This is a genomic window from Pandoraea sp. LA3 (assembly GCF_022696215.1).
Lineage (GTDB): Bacteria > Pseudomonadota > Gammaproteobacteria > Burkholderiales > Burkholderiaceae > Pandoraea > Pandoraea capi.
This window is the reverse complement of sequence record NZ_PTPY01000031.1, coordinates 227,134-246,980: the sequence shown is the minus strand read 5'-3', so window position 1 is coordinate 246,980 and position 19,847 is coordinate 227,134. Positions and strand designations below refer to the sequence as shown.

Annotated in this window: 18 protein-coding genes; 8 read left to right on the top strand and 10 right to left on the bottom strand. The window is 63.7% G+C overall.

The window, feature by feature from the left end:
• Positions 1-592 precede the first annotated feature (592 nt).
• The 4 genes from C5N93_RS13245 to C5N93_RS13230 all read right to left on the bottom strand — a co-directional run bounded on the left by C5N93_RS13245 (position 593) and on the right by C5N93_RS13230 (position 3,669).
• Positions 593-991, bottom strand: coding sequence for a hypothetical protein (locus C5N93_RS13245; RefSeq protein WP_242559608.1), 399 nt, complete (start codon positions 989-991; stop codon positions 593-595).
• A 32-nt stretch (positions 992-1,023) separates the two neighbouring features.
• On the bottom strand, positions 1,024-1,392 hold the full coding sequence (locus tag C5N93_RS13240) for a hypothetical protein (RefSeq protein ID WP_242559607.1): 369 nt from the start codon (positions 1,390-1,392) through the stop codon (positions 1,024-1,026).
• Positions 1,393-1,602: 210 nt separating this feature from the next.
• Positions 1,603-3,009, bottom strand: a complete 1,407-nt coding sequence (locus C5N93_RS13235) for an MFS transporter (RefSeq protein WP_277990297.1) — start codon at positions 3,007-3,009, stop codon at positions 1,603-1,605.
• 6 nt (positions 3,010-3,015) lie between these two features.
• On the bottom strand, positions 3,016-3,669 hold the full coding sequence (locus tag C5N93_RS13230) for a DsbA family oxidoreductase (protein WP_242559606.1): 654 nt from the start codon (positions 3,667-3,669) through the stop codon (positions 3,016-3,018).
• A gap of 326 nt (positions 3,670-3,995) precedes the next feature.
• On the opposite strand from C5N93_RS13230, the gene C5N93_RS13225 reads away from it, so the two are divergent.
• The 6 genes from C5N93_RS13225 to C5N93_RS13200 all read left to right on the top strand — a co-directional run bounded on the left by C5N93_RS13225 (position 3,996) and on the right by C5N93_RS13200 (position 10,714).
• Complete coding sequence (locus C5N93_RS13225; RefSeq protein ID WP_150721842.1) at positions 3,996-4,499, top strand: cupin domain-containing protein; 504 nt, start codon at positions 3,996-3,998, stop codon at positions 4,497-4,499.
• Positions 4,500-4,684: 185 nt separating this feature from the next.
• Positions 4,685-5,311: a flavin reductase family protein gene (locus C5N93_RS13220; RefSeq protein WP_069341813.1), complete on the top strand. Its 627-nt coding sequence runs from the start codon at positions 4,685-4,687 to the stop codon at positions 5,309-5,311.
• Between the two features lie 510 nt (positions 5,312-5,821).
• Positions 5,822-7,387, top strand: coding sequence for an NADH-quinone oxidoreductase subunit M (locus C5N93_RS13215; protein ID WP_242559605.1), 1,566 nt, complete (start codon positions 5,822-5,824; stop codon positions 7,385-7,387).
• Positions 7,388-7,619: 232 nt separating this feature from the next.
• Positions 7,620-8,876, top strand: a complete 1,257-nt coding sequence (locus tag C5N93_RS13210; protein WP_242559604.1) for an ABC transporter substrate-binding protein — start codon at positions 7,620-7,622, stop codon at positions 8,874-8,876.
• A gap of 27 nt (positions 8,877-8,903) precedes the next feature.
• Positions 8,904-9,776 carry a sugar ABC transporter permease gene (locus tag C5N93_RS13205; RefSeq protein WP_242559603.1) on the top strand — a complete coding sequence of 291 codons (873 nt, stop codon included), beginning with the start codon at positions 8,904-8,906 and terminating at the stop codon, positions 9,774-9,776.
• Between the two features lie 8 nt (positions 9,777-9,784).
• A complete protein-coding gene (locus C5N93_RS13200) occupies positions 9,785-10,714 on the top strand; it encodes a carbohydrate ABC transporter permease (protein ID WP_242559602.1) in 930 nt (309 codons plus the stop codon).
• 53 nt (positions 10,715-10,767) lie between these two features.
• On the opposite strand, the gene C5N93_RS13195 is transcribed toward C5N93_RS13200, so the two are convergent.
• Positions 10,768-11,796 (bottom strand): LacI family DNA-binding transcriptional regulator, encoded by a 1,029-nt coding sequence (locus C5N93_RS13195; RefSeq protein ID WP_242559601.1) that lies wholly within the window; start codon positions 11,794-11,796, stop codon positions 10,768-10,770.
• Between the two features lie 131 nt (positions 11,797-11,927).
• Between C5N93_RS13195 and C5N93_RS13190 the strand changes: the two genes are divergently transcribed.
• Together C5N93_RS13190 and C5N93_RS13185 are read left to right on the top strand one after the other, a co-directional pair.
• Positions 11,928-12,962 carry a phosphatidylinositol-specific phospholipase C gene (locus tag C5N93_RS13190; protein WP_242559600.1) on the top strand — a complete coding sequence of 345 codons (1,035 nt, stop codon included), beginning with the start codon at positions 11,928-11,930 and terminating at the stop codon, positions 12,960-12,962.
• Between the two features lie 81 nt (positions 12,963-13,043).
• Positions 13,044-13,856, top strand: a complete 813-nt coding sequence (locus tag C5N93_RS13185; RefSeq protein WP_242559599.1) for an inositol monophosphatase family protein — start codon at positions 13,044-13,046, stop codon at positions 13,854-13,856.
• Positions 13,857-13,908: 52 nt separating this feature from the next.
• On the opposite strand, the gene C5N93_RS13180 is transcribed toward C5N93_RS13185, so the two are convergent.
• The 5 genes from C5N93_RS13180 to C5N93_RS13160 form a co-directional block, all read right to left on the bottom strand.
• Entirely contained in the window at positions 13,909-14,814 is a 906-nt protein-coding gene (locus C5N93_RS13180; protein WP_242559598.1) for an amidohydrolase family protein, read from the bottom strand.
• 94 nt (positions 14,815-14,908) lie between these two features.
• Positions 14,909-16,033 carry an FMNH2-dependent alkanesulfonate monooxygenase gene (ssuD, locus tag C5N93_RS13175; protein ID WP_242559597.1) on the bottom strand — a complete coding sequence of 375 codons (1,125 nt, stop codon included), beginning with the start codon at positions 16,031-16,033 and terminating at the stop codon, positions 14,909-14,911.
• A complete protein-coding gene (locus tag C5N93_RS13170) occupies positions 16,023-17,201 on the bottom strand; it encodes a sigma-54 dependent transcriptional regulator (protein WP_277990296.1) in 1,179 nt (392 codons plus the stop codon). Before C5N93_RS13170 ends, ssuD begins: the two co-directional genes overlap by 11 nt.
• 12 nt (positions 17,202-17,213) lie before the next feature.
• A complete protein-coding gene (locus C5N93_RS13165) occupies positions 17,214-18,410 on the bottom strand; it encodes an acyl-CoA dehydrogenase family protein (RefSeq protein WP_242559596.1) in 1,197 nt (398 codons plus the stop codon).
• 57 nt (positions 18,411-18,467) lie between these two features.
• Positions 18,468-19,844 (bottom strand): LLM class flavin-dependent oxidoreductase, encoded by a 1,377-nt coding sequence (locus tag C5N93_RS13160; RefSeq protein ID WP_242559595.1) that lies wholly within the window; start codon positions 19,842-19,844, stop codon positions 18,468-18,470.
• Positions 19,845-19,847 lie beyond the last annotated feature (3 nt).

Sequence of the window (19,847 nt, the reverse complement as noted above, 5' to 3'; positions counted from 1 at the left end):
CGAGAGTTCTACCGGCTCACTACCGCCCCACGAGCTCGGCGCGAGGCCCTTTTTCGCGGCATTCCCTCTTTCCCGTTGACCCTCGTTACCCTCGCCGCCCGAGGACCTTCGGTACATGAAGCATCCTCAACGCATGATTTTGAAACTTCATGGCGTTCTGACAAGAAACTCGTTTGCATACTCCGGATCGACGATCAAGGATGAGTACTGTTCGTAACTCCCAATCGAGAAAGGAAGGAATTGGCCGTTATCGTAGTTCGCTTTCCTGATCGGTTTGGCCTCGTCATCGCCGACCTTGACGTTTATGCGAGACATTCCGCGCTTCGTCAATTTGCGGCACACCCCTGTGATTTTCGTATCGCTGACGACGGTGAAGCTCGCCGCCGGAATCTTCTTTGACGCTGCATCGAGAAATTAGACCTGCACCGTTTTCGAGAATCCCGTCCCGGTGATCGTGAACGGGTCACCACCCGTGCGCTGAACCATACCGACGGAGATGCCAGTAATGCTCGCCATGATATGCCTCTTTCGTAGTGGGCTAGTGTCGATATGGGCTTATCTATGTGACGACGTTAGCCGTTGTAGGGAGAGGTCACACAAGAGGGTCCGGTGTGACGTAGAACTCGTTTGCGTATGTCGTGGTGTACGAAGGGATGCCTGGCTTTGCTCCGCCGATCATTGTTGCCACGTTGGCGATACTGCTCATGTGCGCCGGAGTCGGCGCTACGTAGGACTTGGCCGCTTTGACGGCAACGGCGTCGGTCCCCGCTGTCACGTAAACGCGTGCCGGGCCGGGCGATGAAAGCGCCGGAACTTTCCCTTTGATCCGGGTATCGCTGACCACGGTGAAACTCTTGGCGGGAAACTTTTTCGATGCGGCGTCAATGAAATAGACCTGTTTCGCCCCCGAGAAGCCGGTCCCCATGATCTCGAAATCGCCGCCGGTGGTGTAGTGCGACGGGGGGATCGAGATTTCCGTAATGTTCGCCATGATGTACCTCGCTCGTAAGATGGCAATTGTTGTTACCGGCTTGCCCAGGGAATGACCATGACGTCTTCTAGTTTCACGCTAGTGTCGAAGGAATAAAATTCGTTGGCGTAATCGATTTGTGGTGTAGACGAGCCGCCATGCGAGTTCGATTTTGTGTCTACTGTGGCTTCCTCCTCGACGCTCACGTAGACCCGCGCTACCCCATAAACCGAAAATTCAGGACACTCCCCGGTGATTTTCATGTCGCTGACGATGGTGAAGGATTTCGCGGGAATCGTCTTCGACGCGGCATCGACGAAATAGACTTTCAAAGCCTTCGATAGCCCCGTGCCCGTAATCGTAAAAGTGCCAAAGCCCACACGCATGAGTTTGGTACCGGTGAAGTCCGTAATGGTTGCCATGACGTGCCTCTTTACATGAAGTGCGAGTCGGAACCGGCGTTTGATATTTTCCGGGTCAGGGGGATATTCCTGCAGAACTTCAACTCCAATTTAGGCGAATGGCAGTTGCCGTACACCTGTTAACCCTGACAGGTAGCCACAGAAGCACAAAGCCCCGCGTGAGGCGGGGCTTTGTCGATGAACGCTTTCCGAATGTGCTTCGTTGTCTGACTAATGCGCGCGCTTGCCCACTAACCGCATCCCGCTCGCGATACATCCCGCCGCGGAGAACGCCGCGCCCCAGGCCAGCGCCCAGGTCGAACCGTACGTGCCGAACAGGCCCAGCGCGAGGGCGACGAGTGCCGCGCCCGTCGCCTGACCGAGCAGGCGCGACGTGCCGACCATGCCGCTCGCGCCGCCGCTACGCTCCGGCGGTGCGCTGTGCATGAACGCCTTCAGGTTCGGCGACTGGAAGAAGCCGAAGCCCAGCCCGCACAGCGCCATGCGCCAGCCGATATCCCACAACTGCGCGTGCTCCGGCATGATCGCCAGCAAAGCCATCCCGGCACTTAACATCGCCAGCCCGATCGCGCCCAGCGCACCGGGCGGGTAGCGGTCGGACAGGCGTCCGGCCAGCGGCGCGATGGCCGCTACGAAGAACGGCCACGGTGTCATCAGGAAACCGGTTTCGATGGGGCTGCGATGCAGCACGTTCTCGAAGTAGAACGGCAACGACACCAGCCCCAACCCTTGCGTCGCAAATGCGCAGATCGCCGTAAGCGTCGACAGCGCAAACGCAGGCAGACGCAACAGGTCGACCGGCAGCATCGGCGCACGGTGACCCCGCTCACGTCGAATCAATGCCCAGCCGAAGAACAACGCGCCGACGAAGCACGCCAGCGTCAGATGCCAGTCGGCCTGCTGTGCGCTCTGGCTGAGTGCGAAGATCAGCAGCGAGAACGTCAGCACATTGAGCAACGCGGCGATCATGTCGGGCTTGTGCTCGCTGCGCGGTGTGTCCGGCAGATTGCGGCGCGAGAATGCCAGCGCCAGCAGCGCCGTCGGCACGTTGATGAGGAACAGCCACGGCCAACTGGCAAACGCCAGCACTAGCGACGCCACTGTCGGTCCGATGGCAAACGAGATGCCGACGATCAAGGCGTTGAGCCCAACGCCGCGTCCCAACTGTGCTGCCGGGTAAAGGAAGCGAATCAGCGCGATGTTCACGCTCATCACAGCCGCAGCGCCCACGCCTTGCAGCACGCGTGCCCCGGCAAGAAAGCCGAGTGACGGCGACAGCGCGCACAGCAGCGACGCCACGAGAAAGACCGCAACGCCGGCCATGAACACGCGCTTGTGTCCGACACGCTCGCCCAGCGATGCGAACGGCAGGAGCGTGGCCACCATCGCCAACTGGTACGCGTTCACGATCCAGACGGATGCTGACGGCGTCGTGTTCAGATCGAGCGCCATCTGCGGCAGGGCCGTGTTGGCGATGGCGGTATCGAGGCTGGCGAGAGAGACGGCGAGCAGGATCGCCGTCATGGCAAGACCGCGTCCGGTGGCGGGCGGCTCGTGAGATTGCGCAGCAGCGGCGCTTACCGTCGAATTGTCGGCGGTCGGGGGCAACGACGACATGACGGATCAGCCCTCGGCCAGAATCTGACGGATGGCTTGCTCGAAGACTTCGGGCGGTTGCCCTCCGCTTACGAGATGACGGTTGTTGAAGATGATCGCGGGCACCGAGCTGATGCCCAGATTCTGATAGTGACGCTCCAGCGCACGCACCTGATCGGCGTACTCGTCAGTCGACAGGATCTCGCGAGCGCGCTCGGCGTCGAGGCCCGCCTGACGCACGGCGTCGACCAGCACTTCCGGATCGCTCGTGCGCTTGCCTTCGACGAAGTAGGCGCGCAGCAGTGCTTCCTTGAGCGCGAGCTGCTTGTCGTTGCCGACCGTCTGCGCCCAGTGAAGCAGACGATGCGCATCGAACGTGTTGTACGCGTGCGTGCGCAGATCCATGCGCATCGGGAAGCCCTCGGCGGCGGCGCGTGCACTGATGTTCGCTTGATTCTGCGCGAGCTGTTCCGGCGAGAGGCCGTACTTGCGTGACATGTAGTCGGCGAGCGGCACGCCGTCCACCGGCATGTCGGGGTTCAGCTCGAAGGGGCTGAAGTGCAGGTCGACGTCGACTTCGTCGCCGAGTCGGCCGAGCGCTGTCTTCAATGAGGCGAGGCCAATGGCGCACCAGGGGCAGGCGACATCGGAAACAAAGTCAATCTTGAGTGTGGCAGGCATGATCTGACGGCGCCAAGGGGGCGCGTGCAATGAAAAACGCGCCGCTTTGCGCGACGCAACACGGCAATCGTCGCACAAATCGATAATTCTCGCCGGTTCCTGGGGTGCTCCTGCCGCAAGCCTTTGCGTGTGCGGGTCTGCGGCCAGGGGGGCCGGAGGGAGAGGTCTGACTTGTGTTTTGTCAGTCGAAATTATTGTTTTGGCAGATGAAACTTTGATCGACGTCGATCACAGCCAGCTATGGCGTTGCGGTATCGTGTGGGGCGAAATCGATCGTTATCGATCGTTTTTGGTTGTCTTCCCCAAAGGTTTTCAAGGAGTCCGTTATGCCGTCCGCTGCCGATCTCGTGACGTCGCTGGAATTGTTGCCGCATCCGGAAGGCGGGCATTATCGGGAGACGTATCGCGCGGGCGACACGATTTCCGCTCAGGCATTGCCGAACGGATTCTCCGGTCCACGCAGCATCTCTACCGCGATTCTTTATCTGCTCGAAGCGGGGGACTTCTCGGCGTTTCACCGCATTCGCAGCGACGAGGTGTGGCACTTTCATCTGGGCGGCACGCTCTGGATTCACGAGATCGACGCCGTCGGCAAGCTCACGACGACGCCGCTTGGCCACGATGTCGCGCATGGCGAGCATCTTCAGCACGTGGTGCGCGCCGGTCACTGGTTTGCCGCACAGCCCGCACCGTCCACGCAGTACTCGCTGGTTGGCTGTACGGTAGCGCCGGGTTTTGCCTTCGAAGACTTCGAGATGGCCGATCCGGCAGCGCTTGCCGCGCAGTGGCCGGCGCATCGCGACCTGATCGCGCGACTCGGACGCGGCTGAGACCGCGACGTCTGCCTCGACCTCGCCCCGAGGCGATCGGCCCCGCGACACTGCGTGGGCAGTGAAAATGCAAGCGGTTGCCGTCCTGCGGCGACGCTTGCCGCCGGAGTGCGATAGCATCGGCATTACCGCATGCACCCCTGTGCACATCGTGCACACCGTATAACTTTCGGCCCTCGCTTTTCATGTCCCACACTGACGACGTTCATTTCTACGACCCGGCCAAAGGCCACGGCCTGTCTCACGACCCGTTCAAGGCGATTGTCGCGCCGCGCGTGATCGGCTGGATTTCCAGCCGCGACGCGCAGGGTCAGGTGAACCTTGCGCCATACAGCTTCTTCGGTGCGTTCGCCACGTTTCCGCCGATCATCGGCTTTTGCAGCGAGGGATACAAGGATTCCATCGCCAACATCGAAGCCACGCGCGAGTTCGTCTGGAATCTGACGAGCAAGTCGCTGGTGGGGCAGATGAACCAGACGTCCGCGCCCGTGCCGCATGACGTGGACGAGTTCGAGCTGGCGGGGCTGACCAAGGCCCCCGGCGTGAATGTCGATGTCCCGCACGTGGCCGAGTCGCCCGCATCCCTCGAATGCAAGCTGCTGCAAGTGGTGCGCATGCACGATCTCGACGGCAAGCCGATGAACAACTGGCTTGCGCTGGGGCAGGTGGTCGGTGTGCATATCCGCCGCGAATTCCTGCGTGAAGACGGCTTGTTCGATACCGTGAAAGCCCACCCGGTGATGCGCGCCGGCTATCTCGGCGACTACGCCGAGATCGGGCCGATGTTCGATCTGCGTCGTCCCAAAGCGTAAGGAACGGTGACGGCGACGGTCTCGCTTCCGTTCGCGTCTTATCTATCTTCTCGCTGTCTCATCACGCGTTTCAGCACATCAAACGTGAAGGTGCCGTGCTTCGGCACGACACCTTCATGCGCATCACTCTCTTCACTTTCCGCAATGCGCTATTGACGATTTCGACGCGCGAGATCGATTGACTTGTCATGCTGACGACAGGTCACGCTGCGGCGCGTTGCCGCGCGGGCTTACCCAAAGCCTAGGCGGATACCCTAATTGCCAACCGGTCGGTCGGCTGATGCGTTCGCAATCATTTGTAAAATTTGCTGCGATGCAAAATGTTTTCGAGACGCGTATGCTTGCCACCTTCGTTGACGCCACCGCGCCCGGCGTCCCCTCCCGCAGGCATTGTCTTGCCTTGATTTTCGCGTTTCACGCTATGTGACACGCGCGGGGTAGGTTCGTCCCTGGCCGCGTCGACGTTGCGCATTTGCGCTCGATTTTTGTTGCGGCACACCAGGACCCCCAATGTTTCCCATCCTGTCCCTCCTGATCTGGCTTCCTATCGTGGCTGGCGCACTCGTCATGCTGCTCGGCCGCGATCGCTACCCCAATGCCGTGCGCTGGGCATCGCTTGGCGCCGCGGTGATTTCGGCGGCACCGCTCGTGCCGCTCGTGCGCGGGTTTCAGACCCATGTCTCCAGTCTGCAATTCGTCGAGCGTTTTCGCTGGATCGATTCGTTCGACGCCTCGTGGCACGTGGGCATTGATGGCATTTCGCTGTGGCTCGTGGCGCTCACCGGGGTGACCACGATCATCGTGGTGCTGGCGTCGTGGCGCGCTGTGACCACGCGCATGAGCGCGTACTTCGGTAGCTTCCTCGTCCTCTCGGGGTTGATGCAGGGCGTGTTCTCCGCGCAGGACGGCATGCTGTTCTTCGTGTTCTTCGAAGCGACGTTGCTGCCGCTATATCTGCTCATCGGCGTGTACGGCCGGGCAAACCGCACGCGCGCGGCGGTGAAGTTCTTCTTCTTCTCGCTGACCGGCTCGCTGATGATGCTGGTCTCGATGCTCTATCTGTACATGCAGACGCAGAGCTTCGACATGGCCCGCTGGCAGACGCTGCACCTGCCGCTCGCGGTGCAGGTCATGCTCTTCATCGGCTTTCTCGCGGCGTTTTCCGTCAAGGTGCCGATGTGGCCCGTGCATACGTGGCTGCCGGAAGTGCACCTCGACGGGCCGACGGGCGCGGCTGTCATGCTCGGCATGCTGAAGCTGGGCGGCTACGGTTTGCTGCGCTTCAACCTCCCGCTGCTGCCGGACGCCAGTCACTTCCTCGCGCCGCTGATGGTCGTGCTGTCGCTCGTCGCGGTGATCTACGCGAGTCTGGTGGCGCTGGTGCAAACGGATCTGCGCAAGCTGCTGGCGTACTCGGCGGTGGCGCACATGGGGCTGGTCACGCTCGGCTTGTTCCTCTTTTCGGAGATGGGCACCGACGGCGCGGTGATGCAGATGATTTCGTACGGCATCGTCTCGGGCGCCATGCTGTTGTGCACGGGTATGTTGTACGACCGCACCGGCAGTGCTTCGATCGACGGCTATGGCGGTGTGGCGAGCACGATGCCGCGTTTTGCGACGTTCGCGATGCTGTTCTCGATGGCGAACGTCGGCATGCCGGGCACGTCGGGTTTCGTCGGCGAGTTTCTCGTGCTGATGGGCGCGATCAAGGCCAACTTCTGGATCGGTGCGCTGGCGTCGCTCACGCTGGTGCTGAGCGCGGCTTACACCTTGTGGATGTACAAGCGCGTGATCTTCGGTCGCGTGGGCAATGAGCGCGTCGCGTCGCTCAAGGATCTGAGCCGCCGTGAATTTGCCCTGCTGGGTGCTATGGCTGTGATGGTGCTCGGCATCGGCCTCGATCCGAAACCGCTCACCGACGGCATCGACGCCACGGCCATTCAGGTCGTGCAGGACATCGAGAATCATCGTCTGCCGGCGGGTGACCCGGGCAGCAGCGAGATGGCGGGGCGTCGCCATGGCGATGCGGCAGGACATGCGGCCGCAACGGTGAAGGGCTCGCGCCCGGATGCGTGACGCATCGCCATGCGATGTTGACCGATGACTTGAGAATGGGCGCTGCGAAGCGCCCATTTTTCTTTTGCACGGTCGCGATGTCGCTTGCCACAATTCTTTAACGATCCCTCGCCAGAATGACGGTCGTGCCATGCCAGTGGCTTTTTTCTGTGTCGAGTTTGCACACGTGTGCAATCGATGTTCGACAGAGTCGCTGGTTCCGTAATCGCCGTTAGAGCCCGTGAGAGATCGCATGAAACTGTTCACCCGTCTGCGCGCTGTGTCCCTTGCCGTCGCCGCTACCGTCAGCCTGTTCACCGTGGCGACGAGCGCCGGCGCGGCCGATCTCGTGATCGCCGGTCGCGACGACATCTATGGCAAAGGCCTTACCGAGGCCGTCGCGGGCTTCAGGAAGCAGCATCCCGATGCCGACATCGAACTGCTGAAGCTGCCGAATGCCAACCTTTATCAAAAGCTCAAGCTGTCGATGCGCGAGGCCACCGGCGCTTACGATCTGGTGATGATGGACGACACCTGGGCGCCGGAATTCATGGCGAACGGCTGGCTCAAGCCGCTGCCCGCCACGCTCGTCGACGCCGACATGGTCGCCTCGACCGTTGCGCTGGGCCGGGCGCCGAACGGCAGTCTGTATGCACTGCCGGTGGTCGGTAACGTCGAGATGTTCGCGTATCGCCGCGATCTGCTTGCCAAATACAAGCTGCAAGCCCCGCGCAATTGGGACGACGTGCTCAAGATCGCGCAGACCACTGCGGCAGACACCGGTGTGTCGGGCGTCGTGTTCCGTGGCACGAAGGGCAATCCGGTCGTGACGGGCTTCCTGCCCATCCTGTGGGCGTATGGCGGCGACGTGATCGACGCCAACGGTCGCGCCGTCATCGATTCGCCGCAGGCGCTCGCGGCGTTGAAGATGTTTGTCTCGCTCAAGGCCTACGCGCCGAAGGACGTCGCCGTGTACGGCGCGGCCGAAGTGCGCGATGCGCTGCAAAAGGGCGCTGCCGCGCAAGCCATCGAAGTCTGGCCGGCCTGGGTGCCGGCGCTCGACGACCCGAAGCAATCGCGCGTGGTGGGCGAAGTCGCCTTGCAGGCGCCGCCGGGACAGGTGAAGGGGCCGGCGCCGATGCTCGGCATCTGGCAGATGGCGATCCCGAAGGACGCCCGCCACGCCGCACTCGCGCAGGACTTCCTGGCGTATCTGACATCGCGCGAGACGCAAACGCGTCTGGCGGCGATGGGCATTCCGCCGACCCGCAAGAGCGTGTTCGAAGACGCCGCGCTCGTGAAGCAGTTCCGCTGGTATCCGGATCAGCTCAAGGCGCTGGAGGCAGGGCGTGCGCGTCCGCGTGTGAAGAACTGGGAGCAGATCGAGAGCCTGCTGGGCGATGCGCTGCAACTCGTGCTGACGGGCCAGCTCACGCCGGACGCTGCGCTGCGTCAGGCGTCGCAGAAGATCGCGCCGGTGCTCACGGCTGCGGCCACGGCGGCCAATTAACGACGCGATACGGACTTCGACGATTCCATGAATGCTGTGCGTCGCTGGCTGCCGTTAGTCTGGCTCGTAGGGCCGGCGTTACTCGTCATTGGGGTGCTGGCGCTGTATCCGGTGCTGCGAGTGCTGGTCGATTCGTTTTTCAACGTCGACTACGCGTCGGGGCGTCGGGCGTTCGCCGGGCTGGCGAACTATCGCACGGTGCTCGCCGACGACAACTTCTCGGCCAGCTTCTTCAACACGATGCACTTCACGGTCGTGGCGTCGGTGTGTGAAGTGGTGCTCGGCGGTGCGCTGGCGTTGCTGTTCTCGCGGGCGTTTCGCGGGCGGCGCTTCGCCATGCCGCTGCTGATTCTGCCGATGATGCTCTCGACGCTGGTGTGCTCGGCGATCTGGCGAAACTGGCTGAACTTCGGTGGCTTCCTGAATGCCGGGCTCGCGAAGTTCGGCCTGCCGGGCGTGCAGTGGTTGTCCGATCCGGGACTGGCGATCTGGTCGCTCATTCTCGTCGACGTCTGGCAATGGACGCCCATGGCGTTTCTCATCATTCTCGCGGGCATTCAGTCCATCGATCCCGAACTCTACGAGGCGGCCCGTACCGATGGGGCGAGCGAGTGGCAGTGCCTGCGCGACATCACGTTGCCGCTGCTCGTGCCGCAGTTCGTGCTCGCGCTGCTGCTGCGCTCGATCGATACGTTCAAGCTGTTCGACAAGGTCTATGCGCTGACCGGCGGTGGTCCGGGCAACGCGACGCAGACGTTGTCGACCTACGTCTACGACACCGGTTTTCGATTCTTCAGCGTGGGGCCGGCGAGTGCGGCATCGGTGTTGATGCTGTTAGTGGCGGCCGGGCTGGTCTCGGTGAACGTGTGGTTGTCGATCCGTAAGCCGGGGGCGCGATGAGTCAGGTCATGAATCGCAGTGATGCGCCGGTTGCGGGTGCTGCCGTGACGTCCGCAGCCGCTACATCTGGCGTGTTCGCTTCGTCGGCGTCAGCGTCAGCGGCTTCGGTGGTATTGCGTCGGACCGGGCAACGCACCGTGCTCTGGACGCTGCGCATCGCCGCGCTGGCGCTCATGCTGCTGCCGTGTGTCTGGATGCTGGGCGCGGCGTTCACGCCGTCGTTGGAGCGTCTCGACCATCCGCTCGCGCTGTGGCCGCACGCGCCGACGTTGCAGCACTTCCAGACGGTCTGGGAGAGCGGCATCGGTCGTCAGGTACTCAATTCGCTGCTGGTGAGCGCAGGCACGACGCTGCTATCGCTGACGCTGGCGTTCCCTGCGGCCTATGCGCTGGTGCGTTTGCGCTTTCCGGGGCGGCTCGATGTGGTGTTCCTGATGCTGGTGCTCGCGGTCAAGCTGATGCCGCCAATCACCGTCGCGGTGCCGCTGTTTTCGCTCGCGAAGACGCTGCATCTGCTCGATTCGGAAGTCGGGCTGATGCTCGCCTATCAGGTCTATACGCTGCCGTTGGCGATCTGGATGTTGCTCTCGTTCGTGCGGGAGATCCCGGTCGACTACGACGAAGCGGCCTGCATCGACGGTGCCGGGCTGTTCCAGCGACTGGTGCACATCATGTTGCCGCTTTGCGCGCCAGGGCTGGTGGCGACGGCGATTTTCGTGCTGATCGCCGCGTGGAACGAGTTCTTGCTGGCGCTGCTGTTCGTCTCGTCGCCGAGCCGATTTACGCTGCCTCTCGCGGTCGCGGGTTATGTGACGGAAAACGGCATCGATTGGGGCGATCTGATGAGCGTGGGCATGATCGCGTCGCTCCCCACGCTGGCCGTTGCCGGATACGTGCAGCGTTATCTGCTGCACGGGTTTTCGGGCGGACTGAAGTGATCGATAGGTGATCGATCAGTGATCCATGCGCGCATGCGCAGGCCGGACGGTGCTCAGCCGCAGCTCTCGCGCACGACGGGGGTGACCGGCACGACGCGTGTTCGGGAGGCGCCGGAGAACGCGTTCATCCGGTCGATGAGCAGGTCGGTCGCGGTGTCCGCCAGCGCGTAGGTGTCTTGCGCGATGGTGGTGAGCCGATAGTTGTCGTAACCCGCGGCGGGAATGTCGTCGAAGCCCACGACGCGAATGTCTTCCGGCACGCGTATCGAGTAATGACGGCGCGCGGTGTCGATGAAGCCGAGCGCCAGCAGGTCGGACGAGCAGAAGACGCCATCCGGACGAGCGGTCTGGCTCAGCAGTGCGTGCGCGGCGGCGACACCGCATTCGTATGTGTCGGCCGGGGTGCTGTGTGTCTCGACCGGGTGCGCGAGGGCGTCTTCGGCTGCGGCGAACTGGCGCGTGGCGCGCAGGAAGCCGGCGCAGCGAGCCTTGCCGTTATAACTGGGTTTGGTCGGGCCGACGAAGGCCAGGCGTGTCGCACCGGCGTCGATCAGCAGGCTTGCCGCAAGTGTCGCGCCTGCGGCGTTGTCGCTGACGGCGACGTCGGCACCGGGCAGGTTGGACGCGCGGTTGATCATCACCACGGGGATCTCGCCTTCGAGGTACTGACGGGCGAGCCCGAGTGGCGGCGAGGCGGACGTCATGATGATGCCGCCGATCCGGTAGCTCAGGAGCATGTCGAGTGATTGCTGAATCTGCACCGGATCCTCGGCGTTCACCACGATGGGGGTGAGCTTGTGGCGCCCGAGGGCGGCAATGATCTGTGCGAGGAGTTTGGCGCGGAACGGGTTTTCAAATCCTGCGGTGACGACGCCGATCATGCTGCTTCGCTGCATGATCATCTCGCGGGCGATCAGATTGACCTGATAGCCGAGCGTGCGCGCGGCTTCCATCACGCGCTCCCGTGTCTCGGGCGCGATGCTGGCCGTCGGCGAGAAGGCGCGCGATACGGCAGAACGCGATACGCCGGCGCGGCGCGCGACATCGGCGGCAGTAACCCAGGACGTTTGTTTCTTCGGCATGGCGTGGCGAGTGAGGGGACGCAAAGCTTGCTTCGCGCAGCGTGCCCGAAGAAAAGGGCAAAAAGATGACGAACCGGCAAGACATCACCGTAACACGCGAATCTCCCTTCACGACGATGGCAGAACATGGTTTGACGACAGCAAGCACACCCAACGAAACGGCCGGCTGGATGACGCGGCTGCCCGACGACATTGCGCTGCATCGTCTGACGTTGCCCGGTAGTCACGACACTTGCGCCTACACCGTCGACGACGCGTTGGCGAAGACGCAGGGTGCGAGTCTGGCCGTGCAGTTGGCGCGCGGCGTCCGGGTGCTCGACATTCGCTGCCGTCATGAAGACGACGTCTTTCACATCAATCACCAGCGAATTCCGTTGGGGCTGATGTTCGACGATGTTCTGGCGACCTGTGCGGCGTTTTTCGCGAGGTATTCCGGCGAGTGCATCGTGATGTCCGTCAAGGACGAGTGCGGCGACCGGCATTGTACGCGCAGCTTTGCGCAGACCTTTGCGTCGTATGTCGAGCGCTATGCGGAACACGTTCGTTGGTTTCTGGGCGACACGATACCGCGTCTGGGAAATGTCAGAGGCTCGATCGTGCTGCTGCGCCGCTTCGCCAGTGCGACGCCGCTCGGCATCGATCTCACCGAATGGCCGGACAACGCAACATTCGATATCGGGCGGGCAGGGGCGTCGTTTTCGATTCAGGACGAATATCGTGTGCCGATCGAGGCCGCCATCGATTACAAGTTCCGTCAGATCGACGCGTTGCTCTCGCGCACTGAAGCGATGGCGGAGACCCGCTGGGTGATCAATTTTTGCAGCGGCACCGGCATGGGGGCGAATCCCTTGCGCGTGGCGTGCGGCGGCGTGCGGCCCGAACAACGGGGGATCAACGACATGTTGACGGCGCGTCTCGAAGGTTATCTCGGGCCGTGCGGCACGATGATGATCGACTTCTGCGAGTACGCGGACTGGTCGCTGGTTCGGGCGTTGGTGGCGCGCAATGCCGGAGATGTCTGCGATGCCCTTAGCGCGAGCGATGCGCGGGAGGATGGCAACACCGGCAACACTGGCAACGCCGACAACACTGGCGATGCGGGTAGCGCGACGCGTTGGTGCCAGGTATCGGCGAGTGGTGAGGCTCCAAGTCCGGGAACGTCGTGACGCGGTGTCGCGCTCTCCGGTTTTACGTAATTTCGTCTATCAGACGGCCCGTGCGGCCGTGCGCCATCAGGATTTCGTTCCATGCACCCCATGCTTAATGTTGCGGTCAACGCCGCTATCAGCGCTGCGCAGATCATCCATCGCGCGTCGGCCGAACGTCATCGGCTCACCGTGAGCAAGAAGCAGCACAACGATTTCGTCACCGAGGTGGACCGGGCGTCGGAGGCCGCGATCATTGAAACGGTGAGGGCGGCGTATCCGGATCACGCGATTCTGGCTGAGGAGTCGGGGCGGTCGGCGGGCGCGGAGGGGCATTCCGACTTTCAGTGGATCATCGACCCGCTGGACGGCACGACGAACTTCATCCATGGCTTCCCGTATTACTGTGTATCGATTGCGTTGGCGTATCGCGGCGTGGTCACGCACGCGGTGGTCTACGACCCGAACAGCAACGAGCTGTTCACGGCGACGCGCGGGGGCGGCGCATTTCTGAACGAGCAACCGATTCGCGTTGGGAGACGGGGGCAGTTGGCCGATGGGTTGATCGGTACGGGCTTTCCGTTCCGAGAGACGGACGATGTCGCGGCTTACACGCGGTTGTTCGTGGAGATGAGCGGGGCGTGTGCGGGGCTGCGTCGCCCGGGGGCTTGTGCGCTGGATCTGGCGAACGTCGCCGCCGGGCGTCTGGACGGCTTCTTCGAGCAGGGCGTGAACGCGTGGGACATGGCGGCGGGTAGTCTGCTGATCACGGAAGCGGGCGGCCGCGTCAGTGATTACGCTGGCGGCGACGCCTTCCTGCATCTGGGCGAAATCGTGGCAGCGAACCCCGCCGTGTACGAGGAGATGGTGCCGATGCTCAGGGGGTATAGCCGGAATAGCCGGACGGTGCAGTGACGGGCTGGCGGAGCCGCCGTCACGCTTACGCACCCCACGGCTTCACAATCCTTCACACACCCAGCAATTGCGCCGCGTTCGCGTAAAGCACCTTGTCGATCACCGACTCACGCAAGCCGAGCGCGAGCAGATCGTCGATGCTCTGCGCAATCGGACGGAAGGGATACGACGAGCCGAACAGCAACTGGTCGCCGAGAAAGCCGTTGGCGGCGTCCACGTAAGCCTGACTGCCCGGCTGGAAAAGATACATGTCGGGCACGACGAACACGTTGTCGTAGCGAAAGGCCACGCCAACCATCTGTTGCACGTTCGGCCAGTAGCCGTGATACGCCACGATCCGTAGTTTCGGGAAGGCCTGCGCCACGCGCGCGAGCGGTGCCGGGTCGTTGAAGCGCAGATCCGGCGTCGTGGGACCGCTCATCAGGAAGACCGGCACGTCGAGCGTCTGCGCCAGTTCGTACACGGGAAAGTAGACCGGATCGTCCGGATGACGCGCCGGCTCGCCGAATCCCGGTTCGATGTCGATGCCTGCAAGCCCCAGTTCGCCGACAACGCGCTCGATTTCCGCGAGCGCCGCAGCTTCCCCCTGCAACACCGGATCGACAGCGCCGATGCCGATCAGTTCGGGGTGCGCGTGCACGATGTCGTGAATGGTGTCGTTCGGCAGATGCTGGCCCGGCGTGTGTCGGCCAACGACCACGGCGTGCGTGAGCCCGTGCGTGTGCGCGGCGTCTCTCACCACTTCCAGAAATCCTTCCGGTGTGCGCGAGCGCGTGAAGTGCGCGTCGTCGCCGCGCGTGCCGACTCGCCGATTGAGCCAGCGTGCGGTGGCTTCACCGGGGGAGCCTGGCGTCTTGCCGAAGAAATCGTGCAGATACGCGGGGCGGCAGCGCATGTCGATTACGCGTTGCAGGTGTGACGTGTGGCCGCCGGTGACGGCATTCGTGGGATGGGTCATGAGGGTTGAAGTTCAGCAGTCTGGGAAAGTCGGTCCGGGATCAGGGCAAGCTATCTACGAAGTCATAAAGTGACAGGGGCGGCGCGCCTTGCCGTCAGCGGCTGGCCCGTACGTCGAACGCCCCGCCGGTGAGCGTACGATCGCGTAGCGTGACCGGCGCTTTACCCGGCAACAACGGGAAGACCAGCTCGGCAAAGCGAATCGCTTCTTCCAGATGCGGGTAGCCCGAAAGCACGAAGGTGTCGACGCCGATGTCGACGTACTCCTTGAGCCGCGCGGCCACCTCCTCGGCGTTGCCCACCAGCGCGGTGCCGGCGCCGCCGCGCACGAGCCCGACGCCCGCCCACAGATTGGGGCCGACCACGAGCTTGTCGCGTCGTCCGCCATGCAACGATGCCATGCGCGCTTGTCCTACCGAATCCATTCCGGCGTAATTGCGCTGGGCGGCAGCGATGTCGTCGTCGGTCAGATGGCTGATGAGGCGATCGGCGTCCGCCCATGCTTCTTCACTGGTTTCGCGCACGATGACATGCAGACGTACGCCGAAGCGCAGCGTGCGGCCATGCTTCGCCGCGCGCGCCTTGACGTCGGCGATCTTGGCCGCCACGGCTTGCGGCGGCTCTCCCCAACTGAGGTAGGCGTCCACGTGTTTGGCGGCCAGTTCGTGCGCGGCAGGCGACGACCCGCCGAAGTACAGCGGCGGATGCGGCAACGTGGCCGGCTCGAAGAAGTTCTGCGCGCCGGAGACTTTCAGATGCGCTCCTTCGAAGTCGACTTTCTCGCCGAGCAGCAGGCGTCGCCAGATGGTGAGGAACTCGTCGCCGGCCGCGTAGCGTTCGTCGTGCGCGTAGAACACGCCGTCGGCAGCCAGTTCGGTGGCGTCGCCGCCCGGCACGACATTGAGCAGCAATCGGCCCTCGCCGAGCGCCTGATCCAGCGTCGCGGCCTGACGGGCCGACGCTGTGGGGTTGCCCAGCGACGTGCGCAACGCCACGAGCAGCTTGATGCGCTGCGTGACCGGGATCAGGCTGGCTGCGGTCACCCACGGGTCGAGGCAGGAGCTGCCGGTGGGGATCAGCAAGCCGTCGAACCCGAGTTGTTCGGACGTTTGCGCGATCTGGCGCATGTAGGCGTTGGTGGCGGGGCGTCCGAAGTCGGACTTGCCGAGATAACGCGTGTCGCCCGAGGTGGGCAGGAACCAGAAGATGTCAGGATTCATTGTGATTTCCGAGTGTCGTGGCGGCGTGTGCGCCGGTGTGGCGTTCATCGCCGGAAGTTCTGCGCGGCGGCCCGATTTCGCCCAGACGAATCAGGCGGGCACGCACCACGTTGCGGCTGATGCCGAGCAGACGGGCTGTCTCGCTCTGGCTGTAGTTGCTAAAACGGAAGGCCTCGCGCAGCAGGGCGTCTTCGACGACCTGATGCAGATCGGCGTTGCGCGATTCGCACAGGCGGCGGATGGCGCGGTGCAGGGCAGCGCTGTCTTCGTCAGCGACCGGCACGGTGCGCGGGGCCTCGCGCGGACTGCCGACATCGCCGGACGGCAGGCGCTGGATCGGCGGCGGCAGGCGCAGGCTGGCCGCGTCGATCTCGCTCTGGTCGCATCGCAGCAGGGTGCGCTGGATGACGTTTTCGAGTTCGCGCACGTTACCGTTCCAGGGCGCATTCACCAGTACCTGCTCGGCCTCGGGCGTGAGCGGCAGCCGTCGGTAGCCCAGTCGCTTGCTGTAGGTGTCGATGAAGAAGTTCGCGAGCGGCACGATGTCGCCAGGCCGTTCCTTGAGCGTGAGCACGTTCAGGCTGACGACGTTGAGGCGGTAATACAGATCCTTGCGAAAGCGCTTTTCGTGCACCAGCGCTTCGAGATCCACGGTGGCGGCAGCCAGTACGCGCACGTCGATGGGAATCGGTTTGCGTCCGCCCAGACGCACGACCTCCCGTTCCTGCAATACGCGCAACAGCTTGTTCTGCACCGTTAGCGGCAGATCGTTGATTTCGTCGAGAAAGATCGTGCCGCCGTTGGCTTCCTCGAACCAGCCGGGCTGTGAGCCGAACGCGCCGGCAAACGCGCCGTTCTCGTGACCGAACAGTTCGGCGTCGACCAGCGGCTCGGAGAACGCCCCGCAACTGACGACGACGAACGGTCCGTCGCGGCGCAGGCTGCGATTGTGAATGCGTCGCGCGATCAGCTCCTTGCCGGTGCCCGTCTCGCCGGTGATCAGAATGCTCGCCTCGCTGGGCGCGACCTGTTCGACCTCCGCGAGCAATTCCCGCGAACGGGGATCGGCGAAGATCCAGTCGGCGGCACAGTTGGCGCCATCGATGCTATCGCTGCCGCCGGGCTTGCCGGGACGGGATACGTGAGGCCAGACAGGTACGTTTGCCATCGGCATGGCCCTTCAGGAATAGAAAGACGGTGAGGGCGCACGGGCGTTGAGCACCCAGTTGCCGATGTCCTGGAGCTTGTAGTCCACCGGATCGTGCAGGGTTTGCACGCGCAGGTTGCGCCAGTAGCGGTCCAGCCGGAGCGCACCGTGCGTGGCGCGGGCCCCGGTGGTCTCGAACAGGCGGCTGGCGACATCGAGCCCGTGCCGCGACGCCGCTACCTTGGCCGTGGCCACGGCGATCGCCACGCGTGCGCGCGACCCGGCGTCCAGCGCCTCGCCGCGTTGCCACGCCTCGTCGAACAGTGCCGCGGCCTGTCGGGCAAGCAATCGCACGCTCTCGAGTCCGACGTGAAACTCGCCGTAGTGGGCGAGCGTGTAGGGGTCGTCGCTCGCGCGCGAGACATCTGACCGGAACCAGGGGCGCGCCTCGTGCAGCGTGTAATGCTTCGCCTGCGCCAGCGCGCCCTCGGCAAGTCCGAGAAACATGTGGACGAACACCAGTTGAGCGAGCAAGGGACGCAGCGCCGCGCGCGGCGTGCTGAGCGGCCCCGGATCGAGCAGCAACTCGGACGCTTCGACACGCACGTGCTCGAACAAGGCGCTGCCGCTGTCTGTCTGGCGCTGTCCGAAGCAGTTCCAATCGCTGTTGATGGTGATACCGGCGCGTGCGGTGGGAATGGCGGCGATGAGCAGCTTGCCGCTTTCCTCGTCCTTGCCGGAGGCGATCAGCATTTCGGAGTCGAGCGCGCCCGAGCAGAAGCTCTTCTTCCCGGAGAACTCGAACCAGTCGTCGACGCGGCGCACGGTGGTGCGGTCGTCCAGTGGATTGAGCGCGTTGCCCCAGAACCACGTGGCCTTCGCCGTCTGCTCGACCCAGGGCACCCACTGGGCAGGCTGCGAGAACAACTGAACGGTGGCGAGCAACAGATGGTGAAAGCCGTACACGTGGGCGACGGCGCTGTCGGAGCGGGCGAGAATGCGCACGGTCTCGAGCGTCTCGGTCCAGCGCGCGCCCTGACCGCCGTAGTCCGTCGGAATGGACAGCGCGAGCAGCCCGCTCTCGCGCAGTGCGTCGCGCTCGGCCTTCGGGGTGCCCCCGGCGGCGTCGCGTTCCACGGCCGTCTCGGCGAAGCGGTTCGCCAGCGTTTGTGCGACGGCCGTGGCGTCGGTGGCGACGTCGCTCAGGAAGGAAAAGGATTGGTCTGACATCGATGGCAGGAATGACAGGAATGCAAAGGAGAGGGGATGCCCGGCGGGGCGGGCAGATCAGGCGGGTTCATGGGCATGGCGGAAGCTCGCGCCGGCGTGGTGCGCGGGCAGGCGATCGCCTCGACCGAACAGGCGCTGACGCAGCGTTTCCGAGTCGTATTGCGTACGGTAGCGGCCGCGGTGCTGCAACTCCGGCACGACGATGTCCGCGAAGTCTTCCCATGTCTCGGGCACCACGATGCGCGTGAGGTTGAAGCCGTCGATCTCGCCGACGTCGATCCAGCGCTCCAGTTCGTCGGCGACCTGCGCGGCGTCGCCCACGATGGTGTGATACCGGCTGCCCAGCGCAAACTGCTCCAGCAGCTTGCGTCGCGTGGTCCAGCCCTGCTGCTTTGCGGCCTGCGTGGCGGACTGAATGGCGTTGGCGTTGCCGAACTCGATCGGATCGTCCAGACCGAATTTCGCGAAGTCCACGCCGGTGCTCGCCGCAAAGTGGGCGAGACCGCTCTCCGCGCTGGCGTGCGCCAGATAGTCGGCGTATTTGTCGCGCGCCTCGGCCTCGGTGCGCCCCGGTACGACGGCGATACCCGCGTAGATCTTGATGTCGTCCGGACGGCGTCCCGCGTCGACTGCGGCCTGACGCAGTTTGCGCGAGGCCGCACGCGCAGCTTCCGGCGAATTGGCGCCGATGAAGACGCCTTCGGCATGACGGCCTGCGAAGCTCAGCCCGCGCGACGACGTGCCGGCCTGAAACAGCACCGGGGTGCGTTGGGGCGACGGTGCACTCATGTGAATGGCGTCGGCGCGATAGAACGGCCCGTCATGCACCACGGGACGCACCATGCCCGGCTGCACGTGAATGCGTCGCGCCTTGTCGGCTACGACGGCGTCGTCGTCCCAACTGCCTTCCCAGAGCTTGTACGTGAGCTCGAGAAAGTCTTCCGCGCGGTCGTAACGGCTGTCGTGTTCGGCCAGCCCGTTCTGTCCCAGTCCCCGTGCGCCGCTGTCCACATAGCCGGTAACGATATTCCAGCCGATGCGACCGTTGGTGAGTTGATCGAGCGTGGAGACATCGCGCGCGAAGGTGTACGGATTGTGCGCCCCGACCATCGCCGTGAGGCCGAAGCCGATGTGCTGTGTGGCGGCGGCCATCGCGGAGACGATCAGCCACGGGTTGTTGACCGGCAACTGAATGCCTTCGCGCAACGTGAGGTCCACACCGCCTTGATAGACGTCGTAGTAACCGACGACGTCGGCGATGAAGATGCCGTCGAAAAAGCCGCGCTCCAGCACCTTCGCGATGTGCGTCCAGTAGTCCAGCGTGTGGTAGCGGGTGGACTGGTCGCGCGGATGCGTCCACAGTCCATGGTGAATGTGTCCCACGCAGTTCATGTTGAACGCGTTGACGTGAATGTGGCGTCTGGCTTGTGTCATCGT

Excerpts from the sequence above, each read along its gene's own strand:
- C5N93_RS13165 (WP_242559596.1), bottom strand. The coding sequence starts at position 18,410 with ATGTCAGACCAATCCTTTTCCTTCCTGAGCGACGTCGCCACCGACGCC.
- C5N93_RS13220 (WP_069341813.1), top strand. The coding sequence starts at position 4,685 with ATGTCCCACACTGACGACGTTCATTTCTACGACCCGGCCAAAGGCCAC.
- C5N93_RS13185 (WP_242559599.1), top strand. The coding sequence starts at position 13,044 with ATGCACCCCATGCTTAATGTTGCGGTCAACGCCGCTATCAGCGCTGCG.
- C5N93_RS13170 (WP_277990296.1), bottom strand. The coding sequence starts at position 17,201 with ATGGCAAACGTACCTGTCTGGCCTCACGTATCCCGTCCCGGCAAGCCC.
- C5N93_RS13160 (WP_242559595.1), bottom strand. The coding sequence starts at position 19,844 with ATGACACAAGCCAGACGCCACATTCACGTCAACGCGTTCAACATGAAC.
- C5N93_RS13230 (WP_242559606.1), bottom strand. The coding sequence starts at position 3,669 with ATGCCTGCCACACTCAAGATTGACTTTGTTTCCGATGTCGCCTGCCCC.
- C5N93_RS13200 (WP_242559602.1), top strand. The coding sequence starts at position 9,785 with ATGAATCGCAGTGATGCGCCGGTTGCGGGTGCTGCCGTGACGTCCGCA.
- C5N93_RS13180 (WP_242559598.1), bottom strand. The coding sequence starts at position 14,814 with ATGACCCATCCCACGAATGCCGTCACCGGCGGCCACACGTCACACCTG.
- C5N93_RS13240 (WP_242559607.1), bottom strand. The coding sequence starts at position 1,392 with ATGGCAACCATTACGGACTTCACCGGTACCAAACTCATGCGTGTGGGC.
- C5N93_RS13225 (WP_150721842.1), top strand. The coding sequence starts at position 3,996 with ATGCCGTCCGCTGCCGATCTCGTGACGTCGCTGGAATTGTTGCCGCAT.
- C5N93_RS13195 (WP_242559601.1), bottom strand. The coding sequence starts at position 11,796 with ATGCCGAAGAAACAAACGTCCTGGGTTACTGCCGCCGATGTCGCGCGC.
- C5N93_RS13215 (WP_242559605.1), top strand. The coding sequence starts at position 5,822 with ATGTTTCCCATCCTGTCCCTCCTGATCTGGCTTCCTATCGTGGCTGGC.
- C5N93_RS13205 (WP_242559603.1), top strand. The coding sequence starts at position 8,904 with ATGAATGCTGTGCGTCGCTGGCTGCCGTTAGTCTGGCTCGTAGGGCCG.
- C5N93_RS13235 (WP_277990297.1), bottom strand. The coding sequence starts at position 3,009 with ATGTCGTCGTTGCCCCCGACCGCCGACAATTCGACGGTAAGCGCCGCT.
- C5N93_RS13245 (WP_242559608.1), bottom strand. The coding sequence starts at position 991 with ATGGCGAACATTACGGAAATCTCGATCCCCCCGTCGCACTACACCACC.
- C5N93_RS13210 (WP_242559604.1), top strand. The coding sequence starts at position 7,620 with ATGAAACTGTTCACCCGTCTGCGCGCTGTGTCCCTTGCCGTCGCCGCT.
- ssuD (WP_242559597.1), bottom strand. The coding sequence starts at position 16,033 with ATGAATCCTGACATCTTCTGGTTCCTGCCCACCTCGGGCGACACGCGT.